General features: G+C 61.8%; 23 protein-coding genes and 1 tRNA gene. 6 read left to right on the top strand and 18 right to left on the bottom strand.

The genetic code is table 11. From position 1 onward, the window contains the following. Nucleotides 1-51 precede the first annotated feature (51 nt). Complete coding sequence (gene recG, locus LC343_RS13840) at nucleotides 52-2,160, top strand: ATP-dependent DNA helicase RecG (protein ID WP_428982569.1); 2,109 nt, start codon at nucleotides 52-54, stop codon at nucleotides 2,158-2,160. On the opposite strand, the gene glmU is transcribed toward recG, so the two are convergent. Both glmU and LC343_RS13830 read right to left on the bottom strand, forming a co-directional pair. Continuing rightward, nucleotides 2,157-3,515 carry a bifunctional UDP-N-acetylglucosamine diphosphorylase/glucosamine-1-phosphate N-acetyltransferase GlmU gene (glmU, locus tag LC343_RS13835; RefSeq protein ID WP_223477744.1) on the bottom strand — a complete coding sequence of 453 codons (1,359 nt, stop codon included), beginning with the start codon at nucleotides 3,513-3,515 and terminating at the stop codon, nucleotides 2,157-2,159. The genes recG and glmU overlap by 4 nt on opposite strands. An 86-nt stretch (nucleotides 3,516-3,601) precedes the next feature. Further along, entirely contained in the window at nucleotides 3,602-4,360 is a 759-nt protein-coding gene (locus tag LC343_RS13830; RefSeq protein ID WP_223477743.1) for a cytochrome c biogenesis CcdA family protein, read from the bottom strand. Between the two features lie 208 nt (nucleotides 4,361-4,568). On the opposite strand from LC343_RS13830, the gene LC343_RS13825 reads away from it, so the two are divergent. Both LC343_RS13825 and LC343_RS13820 read left to right on the top strand, forming a co-directional pair. Further along, nucleotides 4,569-4,644 (top strand) — tRNA-Lys (locus tag LC343_RS13825). Between the two features lie 179 nt (nucleotides 4,645-4,823). After that, on the top strand, nucleotides 4,824-5,405 hold the full coding sequence (locus tag LC343_RS13820; RefSeq protein ID WP_223477742.1) for a hypothetical protein: 582 nt from the start codon (nucleotides 4,824-4,826) through the stop codon (nucleotides 5,403-5,405). Here LC343_RS13820 and LC343_RS13815 read toward each other — a convergent pair. From LC343_RS13815 to LC343_RS13755, 13 genes are all read right to left on the bottom strand, one after another. Next, complete coding sequence (locus tag LC343_RS13815) at nucleotides 5,402-6,169, bottom strand: hypothetical protein (protein WP_223477741.1); 768 nt, start codon at nucleotides 6,167-6,169, stop codon at nucleotides 5,402-5,404. The genes LC343_RS13820 and LC343_RS13815 overlap by 4 nt on opposite strands. Continuing rightward, nucleotides 6,169-6,531: a hypothetical protein gene (locus tag LC343_RS13810; RefSeq protein WP_223477740.1), complete on the bottom strand. Its 363-nt coding sequence runs from the start codon at nucleotides 6,529-6,531 to the stop codon at nucleotides 6,169-6,171. The genes LC343_RS13815 and LC343_RS13810 overlap by 1 nt, the downstream gene beginning before the upstream one ends. A gap of 28 nt (nucleotides 6,532-6,559) precedes the next feature. After that, entirely contained in the window at nucleotides 6,560-7,156 is a 597-nt protein-coding gene (locus LC343_RS13805; protein ID WP_223477739.1) for a hypothetical protein, read from the bottom strand. Then, nucleotides 7,156-10,341: a phage tail tape measure protein gene (locus tag LC343_RS13800; protein ID WP_223477738.1), complete on the bottom strand. Its 3,186-nt coding sequence runs from the start codon at nucleotides 10,339-10,341 to the stop codon at nucleotides 7,156-7,158. The genes LC343_RS13805 and LC343_RS13800 overlap by 1 nt, the downstream gene beginning before the upstream one ends. Nucleotides 10,342-10,365: 24 nt before the next feature. Then, nucleotides 10,366-10,689, bottom strand: coding sequence for a hypothetical protein (locus LC343_RS13795; RefSeq protein ID WP_223477737.1), 324 nt, complete (start codon nucleotides 10,687-10,689; stop codon nucleotides 10,366-10,368). Beyond that, nucleotides 10,686-10,946, bottom strand: a complete 261-nt coding sequence (locus tag LC343_RS13790) for a hypothetical protein (protein WP_223477736.1) — start codon at nucleotides 10,944-10,946, stop codon at nucleotides 10,686-10,688. Before LC343_RS13790 ends, LC343_RS13795 begins: the two co-directional genes overlap by 4 nt. A gap of 125 nt (nucleotides 10,947-11,071) precedes the next feature. Next, complete coding sequence (locus tag LC343_RS13785; protein ID WP_223477735.1) at nucleotides 11,072-12,979, bottom strand: terminase gpA endonuclease subunit; 1,908 nt, start codon at nucleotides 12,977-12,979, stop codon at nucleotides 11,072-11,074. Then, nucleotides 12,976-13,572: a hypothetical protein gene (locus tag LC343_RS13780; RefSeq protein ID WP_223477734.1), complete on the bottom strand. Its 597-nt coding sequence runs from the start codon at nucleotides 13,570-13,572 to the stop codon at nucleotides 12,976-12,978. Before LC343_RS13780 ends, LC343_RS13785 begins: the two co-directional genes overlap by 4 nt. A 398-nt stretch (nucleotides 13,573-13,970) precedes the next feature. Next, the gene (locus LC343_RS13775) at nucleotides 13,971-14,198 is read right to left on the bottom strand and encodes a hypothetical protein (RefSeq protein WP_223477733.1); all 228 of its coding nucleotides are present in this window, start codon (nucleotides 14,196-14,198) and stop codon (nucleotides 13,971-13,973) included. Continuing rightward, nucleotides 14,198-14,815, bottom strand: coding sequence for a hypothetical protein (locus tag LC343_RS13770; RefSeq protein ID WP_223477732.1), 618 nt, complete (start codon nucleotides 14,813-14,815; stop codon nucleotides 14,198-14,200). Before LC343_RS13770 ends, LC343_RS13775 begins: the two co-directional genes overlap by 1 nt. Before the next feature lie 62 nt (nucleotides 14,816-14,877). Then, nucleotides 14,878-15,630: a coiled-coil domain-containing protein gene (locus LC343_RS13765; protein WP_223477731.1), complete on the bottom strand. Its 753-nt coding sequence runs from the start codon at nucleotides 15,628-15,630 to the stop codon at nucleotides 14,878-14,880. A 352-nt stretch (nucleotides 15,631-15,982) separates the two neighbouring features. After that, nucleotides 15,983-16,930, bottom strand: coding sequence for an FRG domain-containing protein (locus tag LC343_RS13760; protein WP_223477730.1), 948 nt, complete (start codon nucleotides 16,928-16,930; stop codon nucleotides 15,983-15,985). Between the two features lie 582 nt (nucleotides 16,931-17,512). Beyond that, entirely contained in the window at nucleotides 17,513-21,637 is a 4,125-nt protein-coding gene (locus LC343_RS13755; protein ID WP_223477729.1) for a bifunctional DNA primase/polymerase, read from the bottom strand. Nucleotides 21,638-22,007: 370 nt separating this feature from the next. Between LC343_RS13755 and LC343_RS13750 the strand changes: the two genes are divergently transcribed. Continuing rightward, the gene (locus tag LC343_RS13750; RefSeq protein WP_223477728.1) at nucleotides 22,008-22,427 is read left to right on the top strand and encodes a head-tail joining protein; all 420 of its coding nucleotides are present in this window, start codon (nucleotides 22,008-22,010) and stop codon (nucleotides 22,425-22,427) included. Nucleotides 22,428-22,851: 424 nt separating this feature from the next. Here LC343_RS13750 and LC343_RS13745 read toward each other — a convergent pair whose 3' ends face one another. Beyond that, on the bottom strand, nucleotides 22,852-23,283 hold the full coding sequence (locus LC343_RS13745) for a hypothetical protein (protein ID WP_223477727.1): 432 nt from the start codon (nucleotides 23,281-23,283) through the stop codon (nucleotides 22,852-22,854). Next, a complete protein-coding gene (locus LC343_RS13740) occupies nucleotides 23,280-23,453 on the bottom strand; it encodes a hypothetical protein (protein ID WP_223477726.1) in 174 nt (57 codons plus the stop codon). The genes LC343_RS13745 and LC343_RS13740 overlap by 4 nt, the downstream gene beginning before the upstream one ends. Before the next feature lie 593 nt (nucleotides 23,454-24,046). Between LC343_RS13740 and LC343_RS13735 the strand changes: the two genes are divergently transcribed. Together LC343_RS13735 and LC343_RS13730 are read left to right on the top strand one after the other, a co-directional pair. Then, nucleotides 24,047-24,214, top strand: coding sequence for a hypothetical protein (locus tag LC343_RS13735; protein ID WP_223477725.1), 168 nt, complete (start codon nucleotides 24,047-24,049; stop codon nucleotides 24,212-24,214). A 92-nt stretch (nucleotides 24,215-24,306) separates the two neighbouring features. Then, nucleotides 24,307-24,765 carry a hypothetical protein gene (locus tag LC343_RS13730; protein ID WP_223477724.1) on the top strand — a complete coding sequence of 153 codons (459 nt, stop codon included), beginning with the start codon at nucleotides 24,307-24,309 and terminating at the stop codon, nucleotides 24,763-24,765. A 396-nt stretch (nucleotides 24,766-25,161) separates the two neighbouring features. Here the strand turns inward: LC343_RS13730 and LC343_RS13725 are convergent. Next, nucleotides 25,162-25,368 (bottom strand): hypothetical protein (locus LC343_RS13725; RefSeq protein WP_223477723.1); only part of this gene is annotated, 207 nt, incomplete at its 5' end.

Genomic DNA, 25,368 nt, shown 5'->3' with positions numbered 1-25,368 from the left:
CTCGCCTTGTCAGCCTTGATCGCCCCATCGGCGGCATTAAAGATGCGCGACATGCGTCCGCCGGTTCTCGATCCTCTTTTTGCGCCTGTCAGCGTTGTCGACGGGATTGGCCCGCGTATTGCGAAACTGCTCGGCAATCTCTTGCCCGTTCCCGATGCGATGGACGAGCCGCGCGTGCTCGGCCTCGCCTTCCATCTACCCCATTCGATCATCGATCGGCGCAAGCAGCCCGGTATCGCGTTCGCGCCGGAAGGTGGGATCGTTACGCTGAAGGTTCGCATCGACCGGCATCAGCCCTCGCCGCGTGGCCGTTCGAACGTGCCGTACCGTGTCTTCGCTCATGACGAGACTGGCGAGATCGCGCTTGTGTTCTTTCACGCCAAGGCCGCATGGCTCGAGAAGTCGCTGCCGGTGGGCGAAACGATGCTGGTGTCGGGGCGCGTCGAATGGTTCAACGGCCGGCCGAACATGGTGCATCCTGATCACATGGTTTCGGAGGCAAATGCCGCCGACCTTCCCCTGGTCGAGCCGGTTTATCCGCTGACTGCCGGGGTAACGCCCAAGGTGTTGCGCAAGGCTGTGCTCTCCGCGCTGGAGCGGGTGCCCGATCTGCCGGAATGGGACGATCCGCATCTGGCGAAACGGCAGGGGTTCGAGCGATTTCGCGCCAGCCTCGTGAATTTGCACGCGCCGCGCGACGAGGCCGATGTCGATCTGCAAAATCCTTTCCGCCGGCGACTGGCCTATGACGAATTGCTGGCGGGCCAACTCGCTCTCGGCATGGTGCGGCGAAAGATGAAGAAATCCGCAGGTCGTGTCTTCAAGGGAGACGGCGCCATCGCCGAGCGGATTCGCAAGGCCTTCGGCCACGATCTCACGGAAGCGCAGGAGCGTTCGCTTCGCGAAATTTCGGTCGACCAGGAAAAGCCGGAGCGGATGCTTCGGCTGCTGCAAGGCGATGTCGGCTCGGGAAAGACGATCGTCGCGCTGCTCGCGATGGCAAGCGTGATCGAGACCGGCGCACAGGCGGCGATGATGGCGCCGACGGAAATCCTCGCACGCCAGCATTTTACCTCCATCGGGCCGCTCGCCGAAGCGGCGGGACTTCGAATTCGCATCCTGACGGGACGCGAGAAGGGCAAAGCCCGCGAGGAGACGCTTGCCGCGTTGCACGCCGGCGAGATCGACATACTGGTCGGCACGCATGCCCTGTTCCAGGACAGCGTACAATTCCGCGATCTCGGCCTTGCGGTCGTCGATGAGCAGCATCGCTTCGGTGTCCATCAACGGCTGCTTCTGTCCGCCAAGGGACAGCACTCCGACATGCTCGTCATGACCGCGACGCCTATTCCGCGCACGCTGGTGCTGACGGCCTATGGCGACATGGATGTCTCTAAGCTCGACACCAAGCCGCCTGGCCGGAAACCGGTGCATACCGTCACGGTGCCGCTCGGGCGTCTCGACGAGGTGGTGGAGCGGGCAAGAAACGCTGTCGCCGCCGGTCAGAAAATCTACTGGATCTGCCCCCTGGTCGAGGAGAACGAGGATCTGAAGGTGGCATCCGCCGAAGAGCGGTTCGATGCGTTGAAAAAGGTGATCAACGCGCCGATCGGCCTCGTGCACGGTCGCATGAAGGGCGAGGAGAAGGACGCGGTCATGCGGGCCTTCAAGCAGGGCGACCTTCGGCTGCTCGTCGCGACGACCGTGATAGAGGTCGGCGTCGATGTCCCGGATGCCACGATCATGGTGATCGAGCACGCCGAGCGCTTCGGCCTCGCGCAGTTGCACCAGCTGCGTGGCCGTGTCGGACGCGGCAGCGATCACTCGAGTTGCCTCTTGCTCTACAAGGAGCCGCTCGGCGAGATCGCCCATGCCCGCCTCGCCATCATGCGCGAAACGGAGGATGGCTTCCGGATCGCCGAGGAGGATCTTCGCCTGCGGGGCGAAGGCGAGATATTGGGAACCCGCCAGTCTGGCGCGGCGAACTACCGGCTTGCCTCGCTCGCCGACCATGCCGACCTGCTGGAAATCGCCCGCGACGACGCGCGGCTCATCATCGAGACAGACCCGGACCTGCAATCCGAACGCGGCAAGGCGCTGCGCACCCTGCTCTATCTGTTCGAGCGTGACGAGGCGATCCGGCTGCTGCGCGCGGGCTAGGCTTTCTTCGCGGCTTCCTTGGCGGCCTTGAACCGGGCGCGGAGTTTCGGTGCGAGACCATCCTTGTTGACCTGGTGGGCCCGCCCGAAGGCGACGGCGTCGTCCGGTACCGCCTCGGTGACAACGGACCCGGATGCGACATAGGCATTGTCGCCGATCCTCACCGGGGCGACGAGCGCCGAATTCGATCCGATGAAGGCGCCCTGCCCGATTTCGGTGAGATGCTTGCCGTAGCCGTCATAGTTGCAGGTGATGGTGCCCGCGCCGATATTCGCGCCCGCGCCGATCACCGCATCGCCGACATAGGTCAGGTGGTTGACCTTGGCGCCTGCGCCGATTTCCGCCTTTTTCACTTCGCAGAAATTTCCGACCTTGGCCTTGTCGGCAAGATCGGCGCCCGGCCGCAACCGCGCGAACGGGCCGACCTCGGCATGCGCGCCGACGGTCGCACCTTCCAGATGGGAGAACGACCGGATCCGAGCGCCACCCGCGACGCGCACGCCCGGCCCGAAAACGACGTTCGGTTCGATGACGGTATCCGGCTCCACCGCCGTATCGTGATGGAAGTAAACCGTGTCGGGCGCGGTCATCGAAACGCCGTCATCCAGCATCCGCTCGCGGGTGCGGCGCTGCCAGATCGCCTCGACGGCGGCAAGGTCGCGCCGCGTGTTGACGCCGACGACATCCTCGACCGGCGCCTCGATGGCAACGACTTTTTCACCGCGCTCCCGGGCGATCTCGACCGCATCGGTCATGTAGTATTCGCCCTTGGCGTTGTCGTTTCCGATCGCGTCCAACAGGTCGAGAATCAATCGACCTGAAAGCGCCATTATCCCACCATTACAATAATTTATGGATCGTTCCTCATCCGACGCATCACGATGCTCGCGGATCGCGACGAGCGTATCGTCGATCTCGATCAAACGGCCATAACCGGTCGGATCCTCCGGGCGGAACCCGACGACTACAACTGAAGCGCCATCGCCCAGTCGGGCGCGGGCCTCCTGCATCACCTCGGGGCGGACCAGAGGCGTATCGCCGAACATGACGAGGACGTCGTCATAGCCTTTCGCAATGGCGTCTCGCGCCGCGAGCACGGCGTGGGCCGTGCCCAACTGATCTGTCTGCTCGTGGAATGTCGCGTTCCCCAGCATCCCGGAAAGCGCTTCGCGCACGGCGTCGCCGCCATGGCCGACGACGATCGCGGTCGCGTCGCTGCCGGCAGCATTGGCCGTCGCCACGACATGTGCCGCCATCGGCAAGCCGGCGACCGGATGCAGCACCTTGGGCAGCGCGGACTTCATGCGGGTGCCCTGGCCCGCGGCGAGAATGATGGTGAGGCATGTACGCGCCATGGGAAAAGCTCCGAACGGCTGTGAGTTCACGTCACGATGCGCATAGCGGGATTCCCGCGCCAATGCCACACATGACAGGCCGGCCCTTAGCCGAGCGTGCCGAGGACGGGGAATCGTTCAAGCAGCCAGAACGACATCGATTGCATGCCGCCTGTCAGGAACAACACGCCGGCCAGAACCAGCAGGCCGCCAATCACCTTCTCCACCGTACCCAGATGGGTGCGGAAGGACTGCATGAAGCGCATGAAGGCGCCCGAAAAGACGGCAGCCAGCAGGAAGGGGATTCCGAGACCCGCCGAATAGACCGCCAGCAGCGCCGCCCCCTCGCCCACGCTGTCACGCGCACCGGCCAATGTCAGGATCGGACCGAGAACCGGCCCGATGCAGGGCGTCCAGCCGAATGCAAAGGCAAGCCCCATCACATAGGCCGCGAACGGATTGGCCGGGGTGCCCTGCGCCTGGAAACGCGCCTCGCGCGAGAACAGCGCGATTCGGAAAACGCCGAGGAAGTTCAGCCCCATCAGGATGATGACCACACCCGCGGCCATCGCCAGCCAGTCCTGATAGGCGCGCAACACGCCGCCGATGGTGGAAGCCCCCGCGCCGAGCGACACGAACACCGTCGAGAAACCGGCCACGAAGGCCAGTGACGCGATCAGCAAAGGCAGTCGCACGGGCGCGGCGGCGACGGCCGCGCCGCCCTGTTGCGGCTCGCCACGGAACTGGTCGATGGACACGCCCGCCATGTAGCACAGGTAAGGCGGCACGAGCGGCAGCACGCAGGGCGACAAGAACGAGATCGCGCCTGCCCCCAGCGCGCTCAGATAGGAAATGTCGACGGCCATGTGTGCTCCGCTCGAATGCAATTCGTCGTCCGGCGGCTATGCCGGGACGCGCGTGTCATAGGACATATGAACTTCACGGCAAAATCACCAATTCGCGTGGCGGCGAATTGCCACGTTTTTCAGGCTTGAGGCGGTAAATAGCGGTTGACCGTATCGGACGCCGTCCCTATGAACGACCCGTCTTGACGGCAGGCCACCTGCCGCTCGGGAGCGCGTAGCTCAGCTGGTAGAGCAACTGACTTTTAATCAGTAGGTCCAGGGTTCGAACCCCTGCGCGCTCACCAAATAAATCGAAGCAAAAACAATAGATTGAACTTCGCAGGCGCAACCTCAAAGGTAGTCGGTTTCGCATTCTGTACGGATTCTGTACGGAATTTGGCGTAGAACGATGACTCTGTACGCGCGATTCGGCTTGATCGACACGGTATTTATCACCAGCTGGTGGAGACCGGAGGGCCTATGAATGGAAGCTTCATCGGGAATTGGTTGGCTCACGCCAGAGGCAGTCTGCTCCGCAATTGAGGGGCTTAAGACCATTGGTTTGGTCGCGATTGGCGCTATCGCATCGTACCTCAGCGCGGGAGCCGCACGGCGCGCGGAGGCTAGATCGGCGCGCAGGTCGCTTGCGCAGGCTCTCGCTGCCGAGGTGGAGTCGTACGTCCGAATAATGGAGGTGCGCGCGCATGTGGAAGCCGTCGAGGCAATGATCCCTCAAATCAAAGCGGCACCTGCGGGTGCGTTTTCTGTTCAGGAACTGCTGCCTCAATTGGCACCGATGAACAGCAAGGAACGGGCAGAGGAGCCAAACCCGATCTTCATAGCGAATCTCGGAGAGGTTGGCCGGTTAGGCGATGTTTGCGGTGATCTCGCACAGTTCTGGGCCAAGGTGCGCGGTGTGCGCGCAACGATCACTAATGCTTATGAAGGACTCTATGACGGAACTCCTGCGGCGCGGCTCACACCGATGATGGAGGCCGACGCAAGACTCTGGCGTGAAGCCATGGGCATGGCCCCCGGCATCATCAGCCGTCTGCGCGCCCTTTAACCCATTACCCGCTCGACGGAGCGCACCTCTACAGCGGTGAATCCGGCTTCGCGAAGCACTTTTCGCAACAGGTCGATTGCCTCCTCGGCGGTGGAGGCTGCGCCTTTCGATAGAACGGCCTGCCGGGCCGGGCCTTTGATCTCGGCGGCTTCGTACGCCGCGCGGTAGTCGAGCGCCCACTCTCCTATTTCCGGCTCGCAGCTGGCGAGCGCCCGCGCCGTGGAAGGCGAGCCGACGATCTCGGGCGCGATGCGGACTGCATCCGCGGGGCATCTCGTAAAAAATCCAAGCGTGCGCTGCATTCGTTGCGCGCGGTGATGGCGGTCGCCCTCAGCGTGGGTCGCGACACCGAACTCGCGCTCGATCCATTCGCACAGTGCACGCGGTGCCGAACCGGTGATCGCCGGATTGAAGATCACGCGCGACGCTACTGCAGGGACCAGCTCGGTGCGCAGGCGGATGATCAGCCAGCCGGTTACAGCCGGCGGGGCGTGACGGAGATAGGTCGCGAAAATATCCGCCTGATATCCGCGCCGGACGAGGTCCGGATAGAAGTACGGAGCCACCTTGCCGAGCGGGACAAGTCCGCGGGCGATCATCGCGTCGAGGGCGGCTTGTGGGTCGAACGGTGCGCGGAGGGTCCCTGCAGGTTGCTCAGCTGGCGCGAGAGCGCGATCAAGTGCTCCAGCCGACCGCGAGGAACGCGCAAGCATGGCGTCGATATCTGCGCCACTGAGGGCGCGGGGAGCGAGTGTGATGGCCATCACGCTGCCTCCGAAAACGTGAGCGCCGTGCGCTCTATCGACCGACGGTCGCGGGGCGGCAACAGAATTGCGTCGGGAATTGCGACCCGCAGGCACTCAACAGCCTCGTCAAGAGAGGAGGCAAGAACGATGGCTGACGTGTTCCCAGTGATGCCGCGGCCGGGTTTGGGTCGCAAAAAGCGCAAGGTGTGGATGCCCTCGCCGGCTATCGCGAGATTTGCGCGGTGGACCGACCAGCTCCACTCCGGTACACGCCCGATCTCCGGCGCCAGCCGGATGGCCTCAGTGCGAGATAATGGCAATACCCCAACGTGCTCGAGGAGGTCGACCATGGCTTGGTGGGCTTCTTTCTTTGTGGTCATGCGGTTTGTGACTCCTCGGTCTTGGTGGCTATAGGCCGCGGGCGCGGAAGGCAGAATTTGTATGGCGGTCGAAGCGCTTGCCGAGGCCGTCTCGCACGGCGTTGAAGAACCGCTCGCGCGTCGGTTCGATAACCGACTTCGCGCGCATGACGGTGCCGACCGACGGGCCGGAGAAAGTCTTGAGCGGATACCGGCCGGCACCCTGCCGACCGAGTACGACGGCGATGCCGCTGGTGCCGCTGCGGACGAACGCCGACTGATTTTCGAAGATCCGATAGTCACGGCCGAACGCCCCGTGAATTGAAACACCGTGCCCACGATAGTTGGCGAGCGGATCGCGCGGCTTAGCCCAGTGTGTGAGGCGTTCAAACCGACCGGAGCCTTTGATCTCAGCCGACATCGGGCTGGTAGTGTAGCCACGGATCGATTTACGGACTTTGGCGCTGAGCGACGGTCTGGCGCGATTGAACCCACCTTCACGGATGGTCTCGCGGCGCGCAACCGTCTGGGCGCGGCGGATGCCGTCCCCGAACGATTGATGCATGACCTTTTCACCAAGGCCGGCCTTGATGTCCTCGAGCGCGCGATTGAGTTGGGAGAGGCTCTTGGCGTCGATCCTGATCATCAGAAGCCACCTCCGCCTGCAACCGCCGGATCAGCCATGCCGCCAGAGGAGACGGGGCGCGGCCGAACGGCACCGGTAGGTGGGGTATTGGAGTTTATCGCCTTCCACGGCAGCGCGCCGGCGACGCCGCTGGAAATGGCACCTGGAAGCGCTTGCAGGGCTGCGTTGAGCACCGCGGTCTGGTGATCGATTTTCTGCGCGACTACACTGGAGCCCTCGCGTGTCGCCTGCTCTGCTGACCGGAGGGCGAAGATGGATTCACTGGCATCTGTCGGCGTGCCGGCGCCGACCTTCGGCGCTGCCTGGTCGGCCTTGCCGATACCGAGAACATCCGCCCACCCACGCAGGACTTCCAATCCTTGCCCGAAAAGGCTCTTTGACTGGAAGTCGGCCATGGCAGCCTCAGCATCCCGGACAGCTTCCTCGCCGTGTATGGCAACTCCGATTCCGCGCGCGACCTTTCCGGCAGCCCAATCGCCGGCCATCTGGACTCCGATGCCTTTGAAGAACGCGGCGAGGTTCCATGGCTTGAATAGCGCCTCGAGCATGTCCCGCATACCAGCGACAGGCGTGGCCTTGCCGTCAGAGAGGCGAACAGCGCCCTTGGCGGCTTTCGCTACCTCGCGAGCCTCCCCTTCTGACAGGTCACTGTATAGCCGAGTCATCGGCTCGATTGCCTTTGCCAACTTCTCGAACCGCGACGAGAACGATTTCAGGACGGTCTCGGCACCGCGCAGGTTGTCATTAGCTGCCTTGGGCGCCTTGCCGGCGATTTTGGTGAGGCCGAGCTTGGTGGCTTCGGCCGAAATCGCACTGCCGAGCCGCCCGATGCTGGAGACAAGGTCTTCGATTGCGCCGAGGGAGAAATTCGACACAGCGTCGATGAAACGCTCGATGCCGAGCGAGATCAGGGTGAACCGCCAGAATGACGCGCCCTTGATCGCCGCGAAGACGCCGCGCAGGCCAGCTGCAAGGCTGGCGGATTTTGCAGCCGCGCCAGCCGCAGCGAGTCCACCGCCGGCACCCAGAAGCGCGAGGAGCGGCTTGAGCCCACGGAACGCGACGACGACACCGGCGAGGCCGGCGGCTATAGTGCCGAGATTCACCCCCTCTAGGTCGACGAACGCATCGACGACAGTTCCGACCGTCAAGGCGAGCGCGACCAGCTTCACCGGGCCGATGTTTTTCAGCGCACCGGCCACGCGGGCTGCGGCACTACCACCGAAGGCAGCGAGACCGTATGCGCCTGCACCGGTGATCAGGGGGTTCTCGACAGCAAACTGCCCCATCGCCTTGAGCGTCCCCTGATCGATGCGAGTTTTGTTGAACCGCTCGATAGCAGCCGCGAGTCCGTCGATTGCCGATGCCAGCGTATCGACGATGGTGGCTGCGCTGTCGAATGCACCGTCAACGAATTTCTGCGCGAAACGCTGCAGCGCATTGCCGGCGTCATCGATCGAGCCGTCGCTTGGGAAGATGGCCGTAAACAGTCGGCCAAGGCTGTCGGCAAGCCCACCCAGCGCCTCGCGGTATTTGGCGAAGTTCGGCGCCCATCCGTCGACGGCGGCGAACGCTTTCTGCAGTTCAGCCCATGCCGCCGCGCCGATATCGCGCGAGATGTCGACCAGTACCTCGAGACCGGTGCGAAACGCGGTCCAGGCTTTCGACCAGTCGCCGGCCATGGCGGAGTCGAATGCTGTCTTGAACGCGTTGCCAGCCCACTGCAGGCGGCCGTCGGAGACGATCTCGCGGAGCTTGTCCCACGACTGATAGAGCGCATAGACCGCGGCGCCGGCTGCGGCGATCATCGGGACGCGGAACAGGAAAGTGCGCGCCAGCGACGCCTGCGCGACACGCGCCGTCTTGCCACTGCCGAGCAATGCGTCGGTCACGTTTCCAAGCAGGCCTGTGACCATGGTCAGCGGGCGCGTGGCGAACGCCAGCACCGAAAACAGGCCGGAGAGCGCGAACGCCGCAGGGCCTGCAGCTGCGCCAAGCAGGAGCGCCTGTGCGGCGAGGTTTGCGATCGCGGGATTGTCGTCGACAAAGCGCGCCATGCGCGTGAGCGCAGCAGTCGCGGCGTTGAACGTCGGCACCAGCGTCTCGCCGATGGCGGTGCGCATCGCGGTCGCCGCAGCGTGCATGCGGTCGAGGGCGGCGCTTGCGGTGTTGAACTGGCGCTCTGCTTCGCGGCCGACGCTGCCGGCCTCAATGTCGTTTCGCAGGTCATTGTAAGAGGCGCGCACGTCATCGAGCCGGTCGACGAAGCCGGCGACCACGGTGGAGCCTTCGAGGCCGAAAATTTCGGTGAGGATACTGAGCCGTTCGGCGGAGTCTTCGATCTCGCCGACGCGGTCGAGGACATCGAAAACTGTGCCGTCCTGGTCGAGAGAGAAGCTGCTCGCAATATCGCTCGCGGACAGCCCAAGCGCTGCGAGAGCGTTCTTCTGGCGCGTGGTCGCCGCGGTGCCGGCGGTCATGGTGGTGAGCACTTTGCGCCACGCGGTTTCGACGCGGCTGGCGTCGTGGCCGGCAGCGGTACCGGCGGTTGCGAATGCGAGCATCGCGTCGGTCGACACGCCCGCCACGCTGGTGAAGGCCGACATGCGCAGGCCTGCGTCATTCACCGCAGCTGCGGAGGTCGCATGCGTGTCAGCGAGGAAGTTCACGGAGTCGGCGTATTCGCGCAGCCCCTCACTCGAGAGCGTGAGATTGTTCTGCACCCGCGCGAGCGTCGTGGATGTCTCATCTTCGGCAATGCCCCACGCAACGGACGAGCGCGTCGCGAGGTCGAGGAAACCCGCAAGCTCTGACTGAGCGACGCCATACCGCAGAGCAGCCGCGCCGGCATTGAGCATCTGCGCTTCGGTGCGACCGAGTTCGAGTCCGGTCGCTTTAAGCTCCTCGCGGAAGTCCTTCAGCGCCGCACCTTCGAGCGGCGAAAATTTCTGGATTTGGGCGATAGCCGAGTCGAGATCGACGATGTCGTCCTTTATCGAACGCAACGCCAAGCCGGCGGCAATCGACGGAGCACTGAAGGCCACGCCGATGCGAGCCATGCTCGCGGACGCACCGCGCAGGCTGTTATGCAGACCGCGCGTCGCCTTCTGCATGCCGGCCACAGCGGAGTGAAAGCCGGCAGCGACGCCGTCGAATTTGATCAGGGCTGTTGCGACTGCGGCCATGGGTGGCGAGTTCCTTGTGGTCTATCAGGTGACGGCGGCGAGCGCCGGATTGCGTGGCGCGATGGCGATGCCGAGGGCGCGCTCATAGATGCGCTGCGCGCTGAGTTCGCCGACGGTGAACAGGTCGAGCATGTCGGCGCTCACGAGCGCCTTGTTGATGTTGAGATTTGCCTCGGTCTCGGAGGCGCGGTCGGCGCGCACGACGATTGCCAGCGTTTGCATCAGCGGCGCGACAGGCACCCGCGTGCCGGTGGCCTTGGCGATCTCCTCGACCTCACCGGGGAACGGCGGCCGGAGGCGGTGCGCGCGGCTCGGGTGCGCGTTGAAGAATTCGAGGTCGTTAATCATGCGGCCTGCTCCTGCTGGTTCTCGGCGAGCATCGCCGTGAAGTCTTCGAGCGCTGCGATCATCACAGCAGCCTCGAGGCGGTCTGATCCCAATGCCGAATAACCGAAGGTCGAACGACACTCGGCGAGTAGGTTATGTGCCGCCATGCGCGTCTTTTCGGCGCTATGGTTAGCGATCTCGGCGAGTGGCTGCGGAAAGCCGGGGGGCGCTCCTCGGCGCGCGAGTTTTGGTGCGGGTGCGGCGCGGCTGCGCGGCATCGGCTATCTCCGTTGTATTGTTTGTTTCCACTGGCGACGGCGGCGCAAATGGCGCGGCTCAGTCACGGTTGAGCGTATTGTGGCCGCCAAATCTTAAACTTCTGTGTTCTTGTTATGTTCGTGAGCTAAAACACAGAAGTGGTGCCACTGCCCAAGCGCTCTCCTAGGGCTCGGAAGCCGCCCGCCCCCTTCGATTCGCTACCATGTTGCACAGTTAGGTCGTCACGGAGGCGGTCCCAGTTCGCTTCACCAAGCGAGTGGTGAGCGGCGAGTGCATAGACGGTACAGTCGAGCAGCTCCGAGCGTACTGTCGAGTTACGAGGAAACCACCGCACGCTGCGCCGGCCGCTCGAGGCGACATGTCGCCGCTCCTCGGCAATAAGCTGCTCAATGATGTCGTCTGCGAGGTGATCGGCGATCTGCAAATAATTTCCGGAGAGGTCGTCGTGATCCATGATCCGTGTGGCGATCCATTCCTTGGCGGAGTCGACCCCAATCAGAAACAGGTGCGCGTCGAACCTCGCGGAAGGCTTGCTCTTCGACTGCCGCCAAAGCGGCTTGGCGGGACCGTCGACGCCTTTGATTGCGTACCAGGTGGCGCGCTTTGCGCACTGCTCGTAGACGGTCTGTGCCATGTAGCCGGAGTCCACTGCTACCGCGTCGATGTAGAGCGTGCCGCAGAGGTCGGAATTGAATCCCTTCGCTGTGTAGTCCTCGAGGCGCGACCAAAGCTCAGAGCCAGTTGGATCTCCATGCATGCGCTGATGGTCAAGGATAACGAAACCGTTGTCGCTCGCACCGAGGAGCGCGATCTCGAGCCTGTTCTCCTGCACGTCGACGCCCGCGGTGAGCCGCAAGGCCTGCGTGTTGCTGATCAGGGTGAGGTTGACCGGCCGGCAGTGCAGCTTCACCGCGTCGAGCGTGAGTCCCTCGTCGATTGCCGAGGAATATGGGCGCCCCCACAGGGTGTTGACGACGACGCGCTCGTCGGCAGGCTTGCCGTTGGCGCGCATCCACTCGGTCGCCAGCGTGTGCCATGCCGCCGACGGCAGCAGCGACACCAGCGCATTTGAGCGGAAGCTGACAACGCCGCGCTCACCCTTTGCGGTGGCGCGCCAGTCGCCATTGTTCACCATCCAGCGCTTTTGCCGCTCAGGAATGAACGAGCCGCAGTGTGGGCAGGCGTGCTCGACTTCGAAATCCTCCGGCAGTTCCGCGAGGTCTTTGGCGTTCATATTCAGGACCGGCCTGCCGTCGATGTGAAGGCCTTCCGGCTGCAACTCGAAGCGGCCGGCGCACTCGGGGCAAGGCACCTCGTAGATGCGCTGGTCGCCCCGCTCATACTGCGCCTGGATTTGGGAGAGGCCCTCCTCCACCGGCGTGGAGGTGTGAAAAATGCGCGGCATGGCAGACGCACTGACACGCTTGCGCAGGAGGTCGACGACGTTGCCCTCCTCGGTTTCGGATTCAGCTGTTTCCGCCTCGTCGAGGATGATGGTGTCGAGTGAGATACGACGCGCACTGGCGAGCGAGGTGTAATTGAGCAGTCGAATGCTACCGCCGTTGCCGAAGCTCTTCTGCAGGAGAGTGTCACGGTTGCTGGAGCCGCCTTGCGCACTCGACAGGATGTCCGCTACCGGTTTGCAATAATCGATCGATGGCGCGAGTACGGTGGCGGAGTAGTCGCGGCAATCGCTTTCGCGGCTCATCGCGAAGCCGACGCGCCGACCCTGTGAGATGTCGTGCAAGGTCACCGCGGTGCCGATCATTGAGCCGCCGACGCGGGCAGACTTGATCCATGCAACTTCGCGCACGGAAGGGTCGCCGAGCGAATCGAGGATTCCCGCCTGATAGGCGAATGGCCGGATACCCTCGCCCTGCTCATTCGACATGTTGGCGCGCACCCACCCGGAGAGGGTGAGCTTCGGCGCGGGCTTCCATATCGCAAGCAGTTCGGCGAGCAGGCGCGTCTCGTCGATCTCCCATTCGTGATCGACAGGCGCCGACTCTGGGATGTGGAATGGCGCGCTCATTCGGTGTGCTCCTGCATCACGACGCGCTTGGCCGCTTCCGGCATGTCCGCCGACAGGTCGTCGAGGATGCCGCGGGCGATATCGTCGAGCGTGATCATGTCATCGCGGGTAAGGCCCGGAATCTGCGTAGCGACCAGCGACGGCAGCGCGGTGATCTTTGACTTCGCGGAAGCGATCACCTGAGCGAGCGCGGTGGTAACGCGGTCTCGGCGGATCAGTGAGCCATCGAGCGCGGCGTTCTTGATTTGTGCGGCGCGCGTCTGCTCGATGGCAAGCTGCCGTTTCTGGCGGTTGAGAAGCGCGGCTTCTCTTGTTGGATCGACAGTGTCGCCATCTTCGGTTTCGACTTTTCGGTTCGCCGCGACCTGTCGCAAGTGTTCGACGACGGCCGGCACGGCTAGCTCAAGAATATATCGGGTCCCGCTGCGGTGCTCGGGCGCAATGATCCCCTTCTCCTCGAAGCGCCCGACGGTGCGCGTGTTGCAATTCAGGACGCGAGCGAGCGCGCCCCGCGCGACCAGGGTTCTTGAGGTGGCGGTTACCTGCAGCGAACCTGTCGCCTTACCCGCTGTTTTTACTGCACTTTTTGCCATTTTTCCGGTGTCCGTTTTCAGCCTGTTTTAGGGGCGGCTCCCCCTTGGGAATATATCCCTCATTTCGCAGAGTATGCGCTGCGCCCGCCTCGTAAGTAAAAAGTGAAGGTCACAGGACCCAAACGATTTGAAAAATTGGCTTATGTACTCTGATCTGCAGCAGTATGGCCTTGTTCTAATCTTGTATTTTGGGCTTTATGCAAAATGATACGAAATTGTATCGATCCGTTCTATCGCTTGCCTTACTTGCGCCATGCTCTGCCTTACTTCTGCCATGATCTGCACTGCTGCCATGCGCTGCAGGGTGGTGGGTCTGTTGTGGGCGCCATGTGTGAGCGCAATGCCATCCGAGATTTTGCCATCGGGCGGTATCATAGGAGTGGTGCGCGAGGCTGCGCTCAGGCAGCCCCTCCCTGCTCTGCCGGCAGCGGTGCTGCTGCGCTCTCGATAGCATCCTGCAACAGCGTGCGCTCGTGCTCGCTCAGCGTGAGCGCTGCGTTTGCGAGCATGCCCTTGGCAGCGGCCACGGTGTCAGCGCCGATAGCCTCGTCGCGCTGTTCCATGCGCTGCCAGGCGGCATACCCCAACGCATCGAGCATGTGCTCCACCTTGCGAGAGAGATGCATCAGCGCCGCCCGTATTTGGCTGCGGCCATGGCGCGAGCAGCTGCGATGTGTGCTGGCACAGGTGCGCTGGCGGCTGGCGCGGGTTTGGTCTGAGCGGCTGGTGCGGGCTTGCCAAACATCGCGCGAGCGGTGGCGACTGCAGCCTTGTGCAGCTTGTTCTGAGCGTTGCGTTCCTGATCGCGCTCAGCTGCGGCGCGGATTTCGGCTTGGTCTTCCGCGGAAAGGCCGGACACTGCGAGCCTCTGCTCGAAGGTCGCATTGGTCGGCTTCACGTTGGACTGAGCCGGGGTTGTCGCCTTGTTGGTGCTCACCGCAGTAGCGGCGGGTGCCGGAGAAGGTTTTAGCGGGATCACGTTTGAGGTGGCGATGTCCTTGGCGCTTGAGGTGGTCGAGATAGCGCTAGCGACGATGGCCGACATGCTACGCTCGACACCCACGCCGAGGATTGCGCACAGGCGCGTGCGGTCGCCAGCCTCGTAGAGGTGCGCTTCGAGCATACGGTGAAGAGCTTTGCGGGGCGTGAGTCCACCAGTCCGCGGATAAGGTTCATCGCCCTTGCCCGCCTGGATCAGTTTGGCGTGACTTTCGGCCTTGCGGAGGAGTAGAGCGTCGCTCATGGTTCGTTCCTGTGTTTGAGTTGGCGCAACTGCCGGGTGATTTCGAGCGGTGGAGCGCCGGCTTATGCCGACGCTGCCTTGACCCACTCCTTGCGCTCGGAGTCGTATTCGAGGTGCGGCGTCTGGCGCTCGGTGGTGGTCAGATTGTGCTGCATGCGCGAGAAGCCGGTCGGTGTCGCAGATGGCTTGGAGTCGAGGCGTTCGTCGGCGTACGGGGCGCGATTGGCTGCAAGGAAGTCGCCAGCAGCAACCAGCTGCAGCTTCTCGCGGGCCTTGCTCACGCCGACGGCGATGTTTTCCTTGGCGCCGGAGGCGTCATCGCGCGCTGCCATGGCGAATGCCGCGGCGACAGCGTCGCGGGCCTCGACGCGGAGCATGTCGAGCGCAGCGATTGCCTCGACCAGCTTCTCGGCTTCCTTCTGAGCGGCTGGCAGGGCTTTTAGGGTGTCCTTGGCGCGCTGGACAGCGGCGGCATTCTCCGCCTCGCGCTCTTCGGCCGCGGCCTCGGCTTCGAGAGCCGGCAGGGCTGCCTTGAGATCAGCGACCAGCTGATCGGTGGCTTCGAGCAGGCGGCGCGCCTTGGCGAGTTCGGACTCGGCCTTGTCGAGCGCGTCGTTTGCGCCCGCTTCGCGCAATGCGGCGTTGGTTGCGGCCTCGCGGGCCTTCGCCTCGAGTTCGACGATCTCGGCAGCCTGGTCGGCGGCCTGAGCCTCGAGTTCGGAGAGCTTTGCCTTGGCGGCGGAGAGTTTGTCGGTGGCGGTGTTGGCGGCTTTGTCGGTGCCTTTGAGCACGCGGGAAATGATGCTGTTCAGCATGGGTGATCCTTCTCTCGGTATTTATACTGGGGTGTGGTGGCCGCCGGCAGGTGACAATCGAAGACACCGGCGGCGCGCCTCTCGGTCGCCGCTTGGAGCAGTGCCAATCGTTTGGCGACCTGATCCTCATTTTGGGGCTGGGTTCTAAAAGATCGGTGAATCTGTTCTTGATATGTTCTGGCGCGAAGTCGGGTGTGCTAATCCAAGAAATCCACCGGACGAAATCTCAGTGGAAATGAGTGGTTGCCATGTGCTGGATATTGCGGCCAAATGAGACAGGCCCCCGATGATGGGCCTGAATACTGGCGGCGGAGCTGATATATAATTCACTCACACGGAGCGCCGACATAGCTCAAACCCTCTGGCCCGCCTTGATTTTATCGGCTGTTCTTTCCAGACTCGGGAACAGGGTTTCCTTATTGACCCCGATGCTATTGAGTTCAGCCATGATCCCGCCTTTGTGTTTCGGACTAATATAGAGCTCCTCGGTATCGAAACTCTCGAACAAAAAGTTGAATTTGGTTTCGTCGGACTCTGGATTGAATAGTCCGTATACGAGGAACGCTCCGCTTTGCGCCGCTATTCTCTTGTCGAGTCTCCGAGGGAGAACCATAACGATATCGGCGAGATCCCTAGGCCGGATGCTGTCCCCGACGCTGGAATTATCCTTTCGAACAAGACGAACGAGTTCTCTCACGCTCGGATGATTGTTGAACTGTTTAGTGAACATGTCATCGAGCGCTTGAGGCGTTGTCGTATTGGTCTTCGCCTTCTCGTAACAAGTGAGGAGGTGCTTTCGGATTTCCTGCTTCGCGTCACCATCAAGGTAGGTTAGGTTGCAGAGCGCAGCGACCACTTCGCTATCGAAGAAACGTTTCCTGAGATTGTCTGGAAAAAAGACTACAACCTCGCCGGTAGGCCGAGGAGCTCGAGGATTGCCGTTCGGTTCTGGGGGGGGGCGTGACTCGTTTTGCTTTTCCGATGGAGCACACGCGAAATAGAGAGCGACCAGCGGATTGCTCGTGATGTCAAGTAACCGTGTCGGGAGACCGTAGTGCTGCGCACGCGCCAACAATTCAAAAGTGCTCGTGTCCTGTGCAAACTCTGTAGGATGTTGGGCAAGGACCTGCCGAAGCATTGTGTGTTCGTTTTTTCGCCAAGCTCGGCTGCGAAAAACAGACGGTTCCGCCTTGTACTTTTTACTGCGGTGTCCGCGAAACAAGAGCTCTCCGCCGGCAGTGCGCTTACGTAGCTTTGATAGTTCGTGGATAAACTCCGGCAGGTTTTTCACGTAGGTCATGTTGTATTTTCGCTTGCCAACATAGCAACGGCGCTCCGATGCTATCACCCTTGGCATAGGTCTTCGACGGGATAAAGAAGATAAGACTGTCGCGCGGTTCGATCTTGCTCATCACTTGGAGATGTCAACAACTTAAGACACATTCACTAAATCTAAGTACGGATCGCTTCCGTCGCCATCACCACACACCCCGGCGAAGGCACGCGCCATCAATCCCCGCGCCTGGACGAGCGGTGCGAATGCCTCCTGTATTCCCCGCACAGGCCACGCCATGCGCTGGATGGTGGGAGAATTGTCTCGGAGCAGCGCTACACGCTCTCCTGCACGCTCCACGGCCTCGCTGGTGCGTTTTGTGTCGATCTCCGCCGCCTCCGCTGCCCCTTATGGGTGCCGGCGGTGTTTTCGGGTCTACCACACCGCCACTTTGGGGTCTTGGATGGTTTCTAAATCGTTGAAAAATCCGAGTTGCTGTCGTTAAGCTGAAAACCCCTATATATTAATAGAAGACCCTTCGGGCAGAGTTCCTTATAGGGTTTTCACCCTAACGACAGTAACTTTTTGAACGCGTTTATATTCTAATTTTCAGTCACTTACGGTCAATTCATGAACTGAAGACACAGGCACGCCTTCATAGGCGGGAATCGCCGTTTCCGGGTCTATATTCAAAGCCACAAGCACCCGTTTCATCCGCCCGTGCGGGCTTCCATCCTGCTTTGTCCGCCGGTAACCGAAAACACGATACTGCCCACCCGCAATGAGCCCCGCCACCAGAGTCCGCGCTTTTCGCGGCGTGTCGGCGAGGTGGCTCAGCCGCGCTGCCAGCTCCTCAGGATTCATCGGAATCACGTTTTCCCTTGGCAGGCTTCCACCGGCCACGACTCGGGCATCCTCACCGAGCTTCGACTTGATGAATTCCTCGACCTCGTCATCAGGCGTCACGGTCGGATCATAGGTGAATTCAGACGGCCTACCCCGGCCATCTGCCGAGATCGTATAGCGCACCGTCCTTGTGACAAACGCCAACGCCGGTAACGGCTGCCCCGGCTCGATTTCCGCCAACTTGCGCGACAGCCGACCAGCCTCCGCGAGGTCGAATTCATCTCTGTAGGCAATCGCAAGGTGCTCAGGGTTCTGGAAATAGCCGCCCCACCGCAGCACCTGTTCATACTGGTTGCGCGCCGACTCCGGTGTGCCGGCAATGCGAACCGCGTCCCAGTGGATCACCGTATCGACACCCACCTCAGCGACCGGCTCGCTCGATACGATGTGAACCGCTTGAGGGTATCCTTTCCACTGATCCGGCCGCACCCTGTATGCCGCCTGAGCAATACCCGATAGCGCCGTCCAGGCGTAAAGCTCATCGGCGATGGCGTGGCCATACACAGGACGCCTCACAGCGCCCTCTGAGCCATCTCGACCGCGCGATAGGCCGTTCTCCCACCTGCCCTGATCGAAGCCCTCCCAGCGCCCTGAGACAGCCATGGTGCGTAGCGGCATCACGAGCGGTCCCGGGCGCGCATGATCCATCACGATCACAGCGCCATATTGCTCGTACGCGTTCACGCCGCTCGACTTGCCGCGTTCCAGCAAATCGAGATTTGCCAGACCTCCGTGCTCCGCCTGATGCCAATCGATCCACTCACGCAACGCGCCTGAGCCGACCAGCAACACCCGGCGAGCTTGAGTATAGTCCTCCTCGCCAAGCCATTCGCGATTCTTCTCCGCGTTGGCCGCTGCATCCCGCAGTGCAGTCTTGATCAGGCGCATCAGTTCGCGCCGATTGAACCGCCCGCGCGATGGATCTTCCTTGCCGAGCTTCGCGTCGCGCAGGCCAACCTTACTGGCCTCGACGGGAGCGCCGACATACTGAATCACCATGTTCTTGGCCGGCCGTTTAACTCGCACATGATCCATGTGGATGAAGCGAGGCCGGCAGTGCACGCGTCGCCCCTCCTCCAGAGGGTGCGGAGCCCAATGCGAAAGCACCTCCTCGACCGCCGCATCCGGCTCAGGATACGCGTTGAGGAGCAACACGGCCTTGTTACGCACCCACCCCGGCGAGACTTTGTCGACACCCTGGACGCCAACCGTGAGCACACCGTCGCCACTTCGCGACATGATTACCCGACCAGACCGCAGCACCTGTAGCCCAAGCAGGTCGCGGACAGCGTCTAGAAGCTCAGCGCGCTTTCGCGCGGTGTTGACTATGGCCTGAATTTTCCGAGCGCGAGCCCCCACCTGCTTGTCATCAATCGTCGCGGAAAATGCGCTCTGTAACTGCTCCACTTGACTTTTAAACAGCGAGGCGACTGTGGATAGGTCTTCACGCGTGACTCCGGCGAAGTGCTCGCCGAGCGCGCCGCACATGCTGCCAAGCGCTGCATCGTCGGACCATGACGCCTCCAGACCAGCAGCCACCTCACACATGACTCGCTCGACAAGGTCGCGCTTCTGTTCGGACTCCTCGTCGCGCACAAGCGCCATAGAGTCACCGCGCGCCACCGTTTTGAATTCCGGCACATCGAGCAGGTCGGCGACCGCGACAGCCGCGCGCGAGTCGAATGTCTTGATCCTGCTCGTCGCGAAAGCCTCGTCGATCACCAGAAATTCATGATCAATCGGACCGGCCATGCCATCTGGCATCAGTGCGGCGCCGAAATGTTCCGGCTTCCCGCGCATCAGGTGCGCATGTGTGACCGCATGGCTGGTGTGCGTCATTGCTTCGCCGCGGTTCTTGATGAAGGGGCAGTTGGCGTAATGGGGGCAAAGTTCCTCTGCATTGGCGAGCCTGCCATCCTCGTCGAATCTAGCCGAGCCGCACAGGCTCACTCCCGGAAGTCCTAGCTTCGAGACCTCGCGCACCGCGTCGATACGCCGGCAGATGGGCTCACCATCGGCGCCCTTGGACTCCTGCCCAAACACTGCGAGGACATCCGTCGACTCTTCCTCGAATTCACGACCGAGCATATTGGTCGGCTGAGCGATGACGCCGTCAAGTGAACCGTCGAATAGGCACTCGCGCACAGCGCGCGTTTTTCCGCCTCCTGGTGGCGGGGAACACACCCACACGTCGAAGTGCGATGCAGCGTCATCGATACGGCGCAACAGCCGGGCGAGTGCCTCCTCGGCGCGCAGGATGGCGCGGTCGAGGTCGATGATCTCCACATAATGCGGATTCACATGGCCGTCGCGGTGGGGCGTGGTGATATCGTACAGGCGGTCTTCGGAGCGCATGAGCGTCTGCGCAATGTCGCTCTGCTCTTCTTCGCTCAACCCCTCATCAAGGGCGCGCTCGAGCTTCGTAGACAAGATCGCGACATCGATGCGCAGGTCTCTCGACTCGTTTCTGTGGTCCTTGTAGGCGGCTTGAAGGCGAGCGCGTGCGTCCGCGATGTCCTGCCTTGCCGCCTCTACCAGTATTGGTGCCTCCTGCAGGAGCTTCTCGCGGGACCGCGCTTTGGCGATGCCCTCGCCCTTGTACAGACGCACGAAGTCGGCCGCGCGGTCGCGTACCTCTTCGATTGGTAGCTCAGGCGTTTCGCTATCGGTGGCAACTCCACTGGGACGCGGCTGCCAACCTGTGACAACCTCTTGCCCCGACAGCCACTCCACCTCGCTGAGCGACAGCCTGCTCGCGAGCCACCTGATGGAGTCGGGAAAAGCCCAGCCGGTGCTAGCCATGATCGCAGACAACGCGGAGTATCCCTCGCCGCTGCCAAAGTCGCGGATGCCGTCTACGTGAAACGAGAGATTGCGCTTACGCTTTTCCAGCGGTCGACCTGTCGACGATGGGCGCCAGTGCGCAACGCAAGCGAATGATCCGTCGCCCCGCTGTTGCAGCCTAGTGAATCCAAGCTCTGGCGCTGGCACCCAGTCGGAGAGCCTGTCGAGCGCAACATTGTTGACATGGTCGGCGAAAGACTCCGCGTCGCGACGCTCTCTCGGCTCACTACGCTCTCGCGCTGTTGATACAGATACGCCCTCGCCGACATGGTCGCGGATGATCGCCTGCAGCGTTTCGATGTGCGCCACCGTGATGAGTGGGAGAGCATCGAGCGATGTGTCTTCTAGCGTGTCGTCGGTGAGCCAATGATACGGCGCCCCGGTGTCCGGGTGGATAGACGGTGGAACGACCGACTGCTTGTCGGCGGCGAGTATGTCGACGATGCGCGACCGGTCTGGCGCATTTACCGCGCCGGATTTAACGCTGCCGTCGCTGCGGAAGTAAGCGGCGAACCCCTTGCGGCCTCGGCGATGCACTGGTGTGCCGTCGAGCGTGTACAGGTAGGCACGCACTTTATGCTCGAGGTCGCGGTCTGAGTGATCGTAATCGATGGCGACAAAATGAGGACCATGGCGCACGCCGATGCCGAATGCCCCCGGCATTCTTGCCCATGCGTCGACACGGTTTTCAGTGATGTCGCCAATTTGCCAGCGATGCATGGCGACAGCGACCGGCAAGCCGACCTCAGGCTCAGGCAGACCTGCTTCACGCGCATGGGAGAGGTCGAGTGGTCCCGCGCCGTGGCTATAGCGCCCCGGCGCCTTACCGTCCGGTAAGATAGGCAACGGCGAATAGCCGTTCTCGAGGTAGGTGTGCGCAAAACGCGCGTAGATCGATAGCACCCTGGCCCGCACCTGCGGCACTGTTGTGTTCTTTTTTTGTTCTTTAGAAAACTGAAACCCGTCGGGGCGATGATGGGTCATCGCTGGCGCACTCCTGTTCAATGCGTTGCTGAATTGGCCCGGTTTCGTCCACCGGAAGCGTTCTCACCTGAAGCCCTGCACGTTTGCGCGTGTGGGGCTTTCTTTTCTGCGTCGGATGAGAACCGCTCGCCGCGCCTGTATCGCGGCAACTGCACCCACCAGTATCCTAGTCGATTCTTTCCGAATTACTGCGTACCCGCGGGTACGCCTCCCGCGCCCGCCTCTCCGGCAATTTGCTCAATTTGCCCCCGGTCCCGCATACTGAAGGCGCATGCCTGCATTCTCTCCAACTTCGGCCGGTGCCTTCTCCAACAGGCTGCCGGCCTTTTTTTGCAATGCATGCGACACAACCGGGAAAGGACGAAATCACATGCTTGCATCCGACGAGTTTGACGCGGAGATCCAAGGCGCGCTTAACGCCGAATGGGGAGAGGTCATAACCTACACCCCCATGCGACAGCGTCCGAACAAGGGTCCTGTTCGCGACCATGGTCGAGGCCCGGCCTTCGTAGTCTGCGCGATCTACACCGCGCCTAGCCGCGCCAAGCCTGAGAGCTTCAACAACCGCATGTACCAGACCGGAATCAGCGTTCAGAACCCTGTTTTCGAAATCCGCGTTTGCGACCTGCCGGACGGCTTCGCGATCAAGCAGGGCGACACGATCACCCGTGTCGATGGCACCCTCTTTGAGGTCGTCGAGCCCCGCCACAATGGTCATGCCGTCGTGTGCTGCGAGGTCGTCGCCAAGGGGCAGGTTTTCCCCGCGCCGCGCGGTCCCGCATCCGCGTAAGCGATGGGCGGCACCCATAGAGCGCCGCCCCTCCTGATCAGCCAAAGCTGTATCCGAGCATCATACTCGCGACGGCCACCACCGGCATGGCTGTGATGGTAAATACAGCCAGTTTTACCTCGAATGCGCTCATGGTTTGTCCTCTCTTGTGAGCGTTGTGGGGCGGCGGTTTCCCGGTCGCCGCCCCTTCCCCGGCCTTCGCTGCCGTTCGCCTTTTCTCAACTCCCACGCCGCCTCATCATCAACCACACTGTTGTCACCATGATAAGCGGCCAGAATGGAACACACAGTGCGAGTGTGAGTCCCATGGCGGTATTGCCCTTGTCGGCAAAACGCTCGGGCTCGCGTTGAATGGCAACTCCAGCAAGCGATGCCATCGCGAGACCCGCGATTAAGTACGTGAGGCTGATTTCGAACATGGTCATCAGTGGAGAGTGCGCACAGTGTCGCCCGTTTCCGCCTCGGACTCGTACTCAGCGCGCAGGCGGGCCAGCGTCTCCTTGACGTCCGCGCCATCCGGCCATGCTTCTGGCGGAAGGATTGCGGCTTCGACATCACCCGAACCAACCTGCAAGATTTCGAGCGCACTGATCACGATGTCTCGTGGATCGCGCCAGTCGGCAGCCAAGCCGCGAAACACTTCCACATTCTGATCGGTTGCTACGTCACGGAGGATTGCGTCGCCTACAACCGTGACCGCGACCTCAAGCAGCGGTTCGTCAGAATAGCGGACAATGACAGCGCCATCCGTTTCGGCAGTCGTGAGCTTCGCCCGTTCCTCGGGGAGGAGCGGCGCTGTCTGCAGTGCGTCGGTGAAAACGCACAGGGGACAGGCGCAGTTCTTCGCCGCACTCATCGCCCCGTCTCCTGCTCGGCCTTGAGTCCAGCCTGGAGTAGCGCCTCAACGGTTGCGCTACGGGTCTGGTCGCGGCGCATAAACCGCGCATTCTCGACGCGCTCGAATAGCTCCTTCGGTACCACCACTGTCATGCGTACCCGTTCGCCGCCGGCGGTCTTGCCTCTCATTTCATTCACTCCTTTCGCCTGGAAAATCTCTCGCAGTCGTCTGCGATATCCACATCATCTCAGGTGAAAAGATGAAGAGTCAAATCTGTATTTCTATTAGAAAGAAACAAAAATGCCCGCCAAGATTTGTGGAATAGGATTTCTACTGAAGAAAGAAACAAGTTTTCTTCGGTACAAATTATGAATAGGAATTCTACTGAAACCTAAACTGGGAGCGGATGTGCTTGACCGACAAGCGAGCAATTTACACAAGCCAGCACTTCGACGACTTGCGCGCACGCGCATTCCGAGTAGATCGCACCACCGAGGAGGTGCTTCGTCGAGCGCACCAACGGCCTTGCCTGCACCACCGGACGCTCCCGCGAGCATATGTTCCGTTCATCGCGATCAAACCGGCGGCCAATCGCCGAGAATAGCCCGCCTACGCCCATGCGGTGGAGAATCGAAACGCACACCGGCGGCACCTGATACGCGCCTGAGCCGTCTACGCTTACGCCGCAGGGCTGCAATGCCGATTCACTGATGTTTTAGGAAAGCGCCGTATAGTTGGCTGCAGCAAAGGAGGCCCCTGACCATATAGGAGTCTCCGCGCCATGGCGCTCACAAATGAAAATCCCGGTAGCAACGACCACGCGGTCAGCTACGCTGTCGAGTACACCTCCGGTCCCTCGACCCTTGCTCGCAAGGCAACGCGTCAGCCTGGCGCCGACCAGTGCCTGCGGATCGTCTCCGACGGGATCACGATCGAGGAGGCGCCATAATAGACCAGAGCCCCTCAACACCCCTCACCAGACAAAACAAGGGAGCCGGAACTACCGGCCGAGCAAAGGAGACAAGAGATGAGAACGCACACATGCAACACGACCTTACCCCACACGATGCCGCTGCTGTCGCGGCAGCCCTGAACACAGTCTACCGCTACGATTGCCCAACCGGCGACCCACACACGGGCCTCGCGCACGCCTGCCTGCTCGACGAGCTAGAAGCCGCCCAAGCTGAGCTCCGCGCCAGCCCGGATGACCGCGCACTGCGCGAATACGTCGTCGGCCTTTGGCATGATGTCGCCGAAATCCTCACCGGACTGCAGGCGAACGCCGCGAGCCGCGCCATATTCGAAGGCGAGGACAATGCCCGCGACATAGCCTCCGCGCCAGTGCCGTGGATCGATCCCCGCGCCACGATCGAGGCCGCCTCCGGCTATGAGGAACCGTGGCTAGGCTATATTCGCTTTCCCCTCGGGTGTGCAGAGCGAGCCGGGGCGCAGGTCGCAGCAGAAGCGCCGGCAATCCCAGCAAGCGCGGTGGCCGTCTGAGCAGCTTCCGGCGGCCCATTTGCCCCGTTGGCATCGACGAACGGCGTCATCAGCATGTCGGCCACGTTGTCGATCATGGTGACGATCATATCGCCAACATGCCGATGATCGTCCGCGGTGGTGTCTCAGTTTGAAATTTGACCGCTGTCTTGTCGCGTCCGACTTAGGCTTACTGTATGCTTAGCGTAAAGCATGGGAGGCGCGATTGCCTAGAAGACAGATCACCAGCGAGGAACGAGCGGAGGCTTTCCGGCGAGGTCACGCAGAGGGTGCCAAAAGATATCCGGGGCAAACCGTTTCCGTTCAGGTCGAAGAAATGACAGACGAAAATGAGAACGTCCTTTACACAATTCGACCGGCTAAACAGGGATGAATGATATCAAACGAACCTAAAGGTCAGAGCCATCCATCAATGATGGATTCGAGCAGGTCGTTGAAGGCGCGACAGAGATAACGCTCGACGCATTGAAGCGCTCGCTCCATGCTTAATCCAAGCCCCGTGACAATCGGCGACCTGCGCTCAGCTTGAACCGCCCCGGGTTTGCCGGAGGCTCCAACTCCTGAGTAGGATGGAGCATCATGAGCAAGACGACGAACAAGTAT

It is taken from the genome of Oricola indica (assembly GCF_019966595.1).
Lineage (GTDB): Bacteria > Pseudomonadota > Alphaproteobacteria > Rhizobiales > Rhizobiaceae > Oricola > Oricola indica.
Note: the sequence above shows the minus strand (reverse complement) of the source record. Positions and strands in the feature narration are given on the sequence as shown.

Bases quoted from the DNA above. Each gene is read 5' to 3' on its own strand.
- LC343_RS13755 (WP_223477729.1), bottom strand. From the start codon at position 21,637: ATGACCCATCATCGCCCCGACGGGTTTCAGTTTTCTAAAGAACAAAAA.
- LC343_RS13790 (WP_223477736.1), bottom strand. From the start codon at position 10,946: ATGCCGCGCAGCCGCGCCGCACCCGCACCAAAACTCGCGCGCCGAGGA.
- LC343_RS13785 (WP_223477735.1), bottom strand. From the start codon at position 12,979: ATGAGCGCGCCATTCCACATCCCAGAGTCGGCGCCTGTCGATCACGAA.
- LC343_RS13735 (WP_223477725.1), top strand. From the start codon at position 24,047: ATGGCGCTCACAAATGAAAATCCCGGTAGCAACGACCACGCGGTCAGC.
- LC343_RS13780 (WP_223477734.1), bottom strand. From the start codon at position 13,572: ATGGCAAAAAGTGCAGTAAAAACAGCGGGTAAGGCGACAGGTTCGCTG.
- LC343_RS13815 (WP_223477741.1), bottom strand. From the start codon at position 6,169: ATGGCCATCACACTCGCTCCCCGCGCCCTCAGTGGCGCAGATATCGAC.
- LC343_RS13770 (WP_223477732.1), bottom strand. From the start codon at position 14,815: ATGAGCGACGCTCTACTCCTCCGCAAGGCCGAAAGTCACGCCAAACTG.
- LC343_RS13730 (WP_223477724.1), top strand. From the start codon at position 24,307: ATGCAACACGACCTTACCCCACACGATGCCGCTGCTGTCGCGGCAGCC.
- glmU (WP_223477744.1), bottom strand. From the start codon at position 3,515: ATGGCGCGTACATGCCTCACCATCATTCTCGCCGCGGGCCAGGGCACC.
- LC343_RS13775 (WP_223477733.1), bottom strand. From the start codon at position 14,198: ATGCATCTCTCTCGCAAGGTGGAGCACATGCTCGATGCGTTGGGGTAT.
- LC343_RS13750 (WP_223477728.1), top strand. From the start codon at position 22,008: ATGCTTGCATCCGACGAGTTTGACGCGGAGATCCAAGGCGCGCTTAAC.
- LC343_RS13830 (WP_223477743.1), bottom strand. From the start codon at position 4,360: ATGGCCGTCGACATTTCCTATCTGAGCGCGCTGGGGGCAGGCGCGATC.
- recG (WP_428982569.1), top strand. From the start codon at position 52: ATGCGTCCGCCGGTTCTCGATCCTCTTTTTGCGCCTGTCAGCGTTGTC.
- LC343_RS13765 (WP_223477731.1), bottom strand. From the start codon at position 15,630: ATGCTGAACAGCATCATTTCCCGCGTGCTCAAAGGCACCGACAAAGCC.
- LC343_RS13740 (WP_223477726.1), bottom strand. From the start codon at position 23,453: ATGAGAGGCAAGACCGCCGGCGGCGAACGGGTACGCATGACAGTGGTG.
- LC343_RS13745 (WP_223477727.1), bottom strand. From the start codon at position 23,283: ATGAGTGCGGCGAAGAACTGCGCCTGTCCCCTGTGCGTTTTCACCGAC.
- LC343_RS13810 (WP_223477740.1), bottom strand. From the start codon at position 6,531: ATGACCACAAAGAAAGAAGCCCACCAAGCCATGGTCGACCTCCTCGAG.
- LC343_RS13805 (WP_223477739.1), bottom strand. From the start codon at position 7,156: ATGATCAGGATCGACGCCAAGAGCCTCTCCCAACTCAATCGCGCGCTC.
- LC343_RS13800 (WP_223477738.1), bottom strand. From the start codon at position 10,341: ATGGCCGCAGTCGCAACAGCCCTGATCAAATTCGACGGCGTCGCTGCC.
- LC343_RS13820 (WP_223477742.1), top strand. From the start codon at position 4,824: ATGGAAGCTTCATCGGGAATTGGTTGGCTCACGCCAGAGGCAGTCTGC.
- LC343_RS13795 (WP_223477737.1), bottom strand. From the start codon at position 10,689: ATGATTAACGACCTCGAATTCTTCAACGCGCACCCGAGCCGCGCGCAC.
- LC343_RS13760 (WP_223477730.1), bottom strand. From the start codon at position 16,930: ATGACCTACGTGAAAAACCTGCCGGAGTTTATCCACGAACTATCAAAG.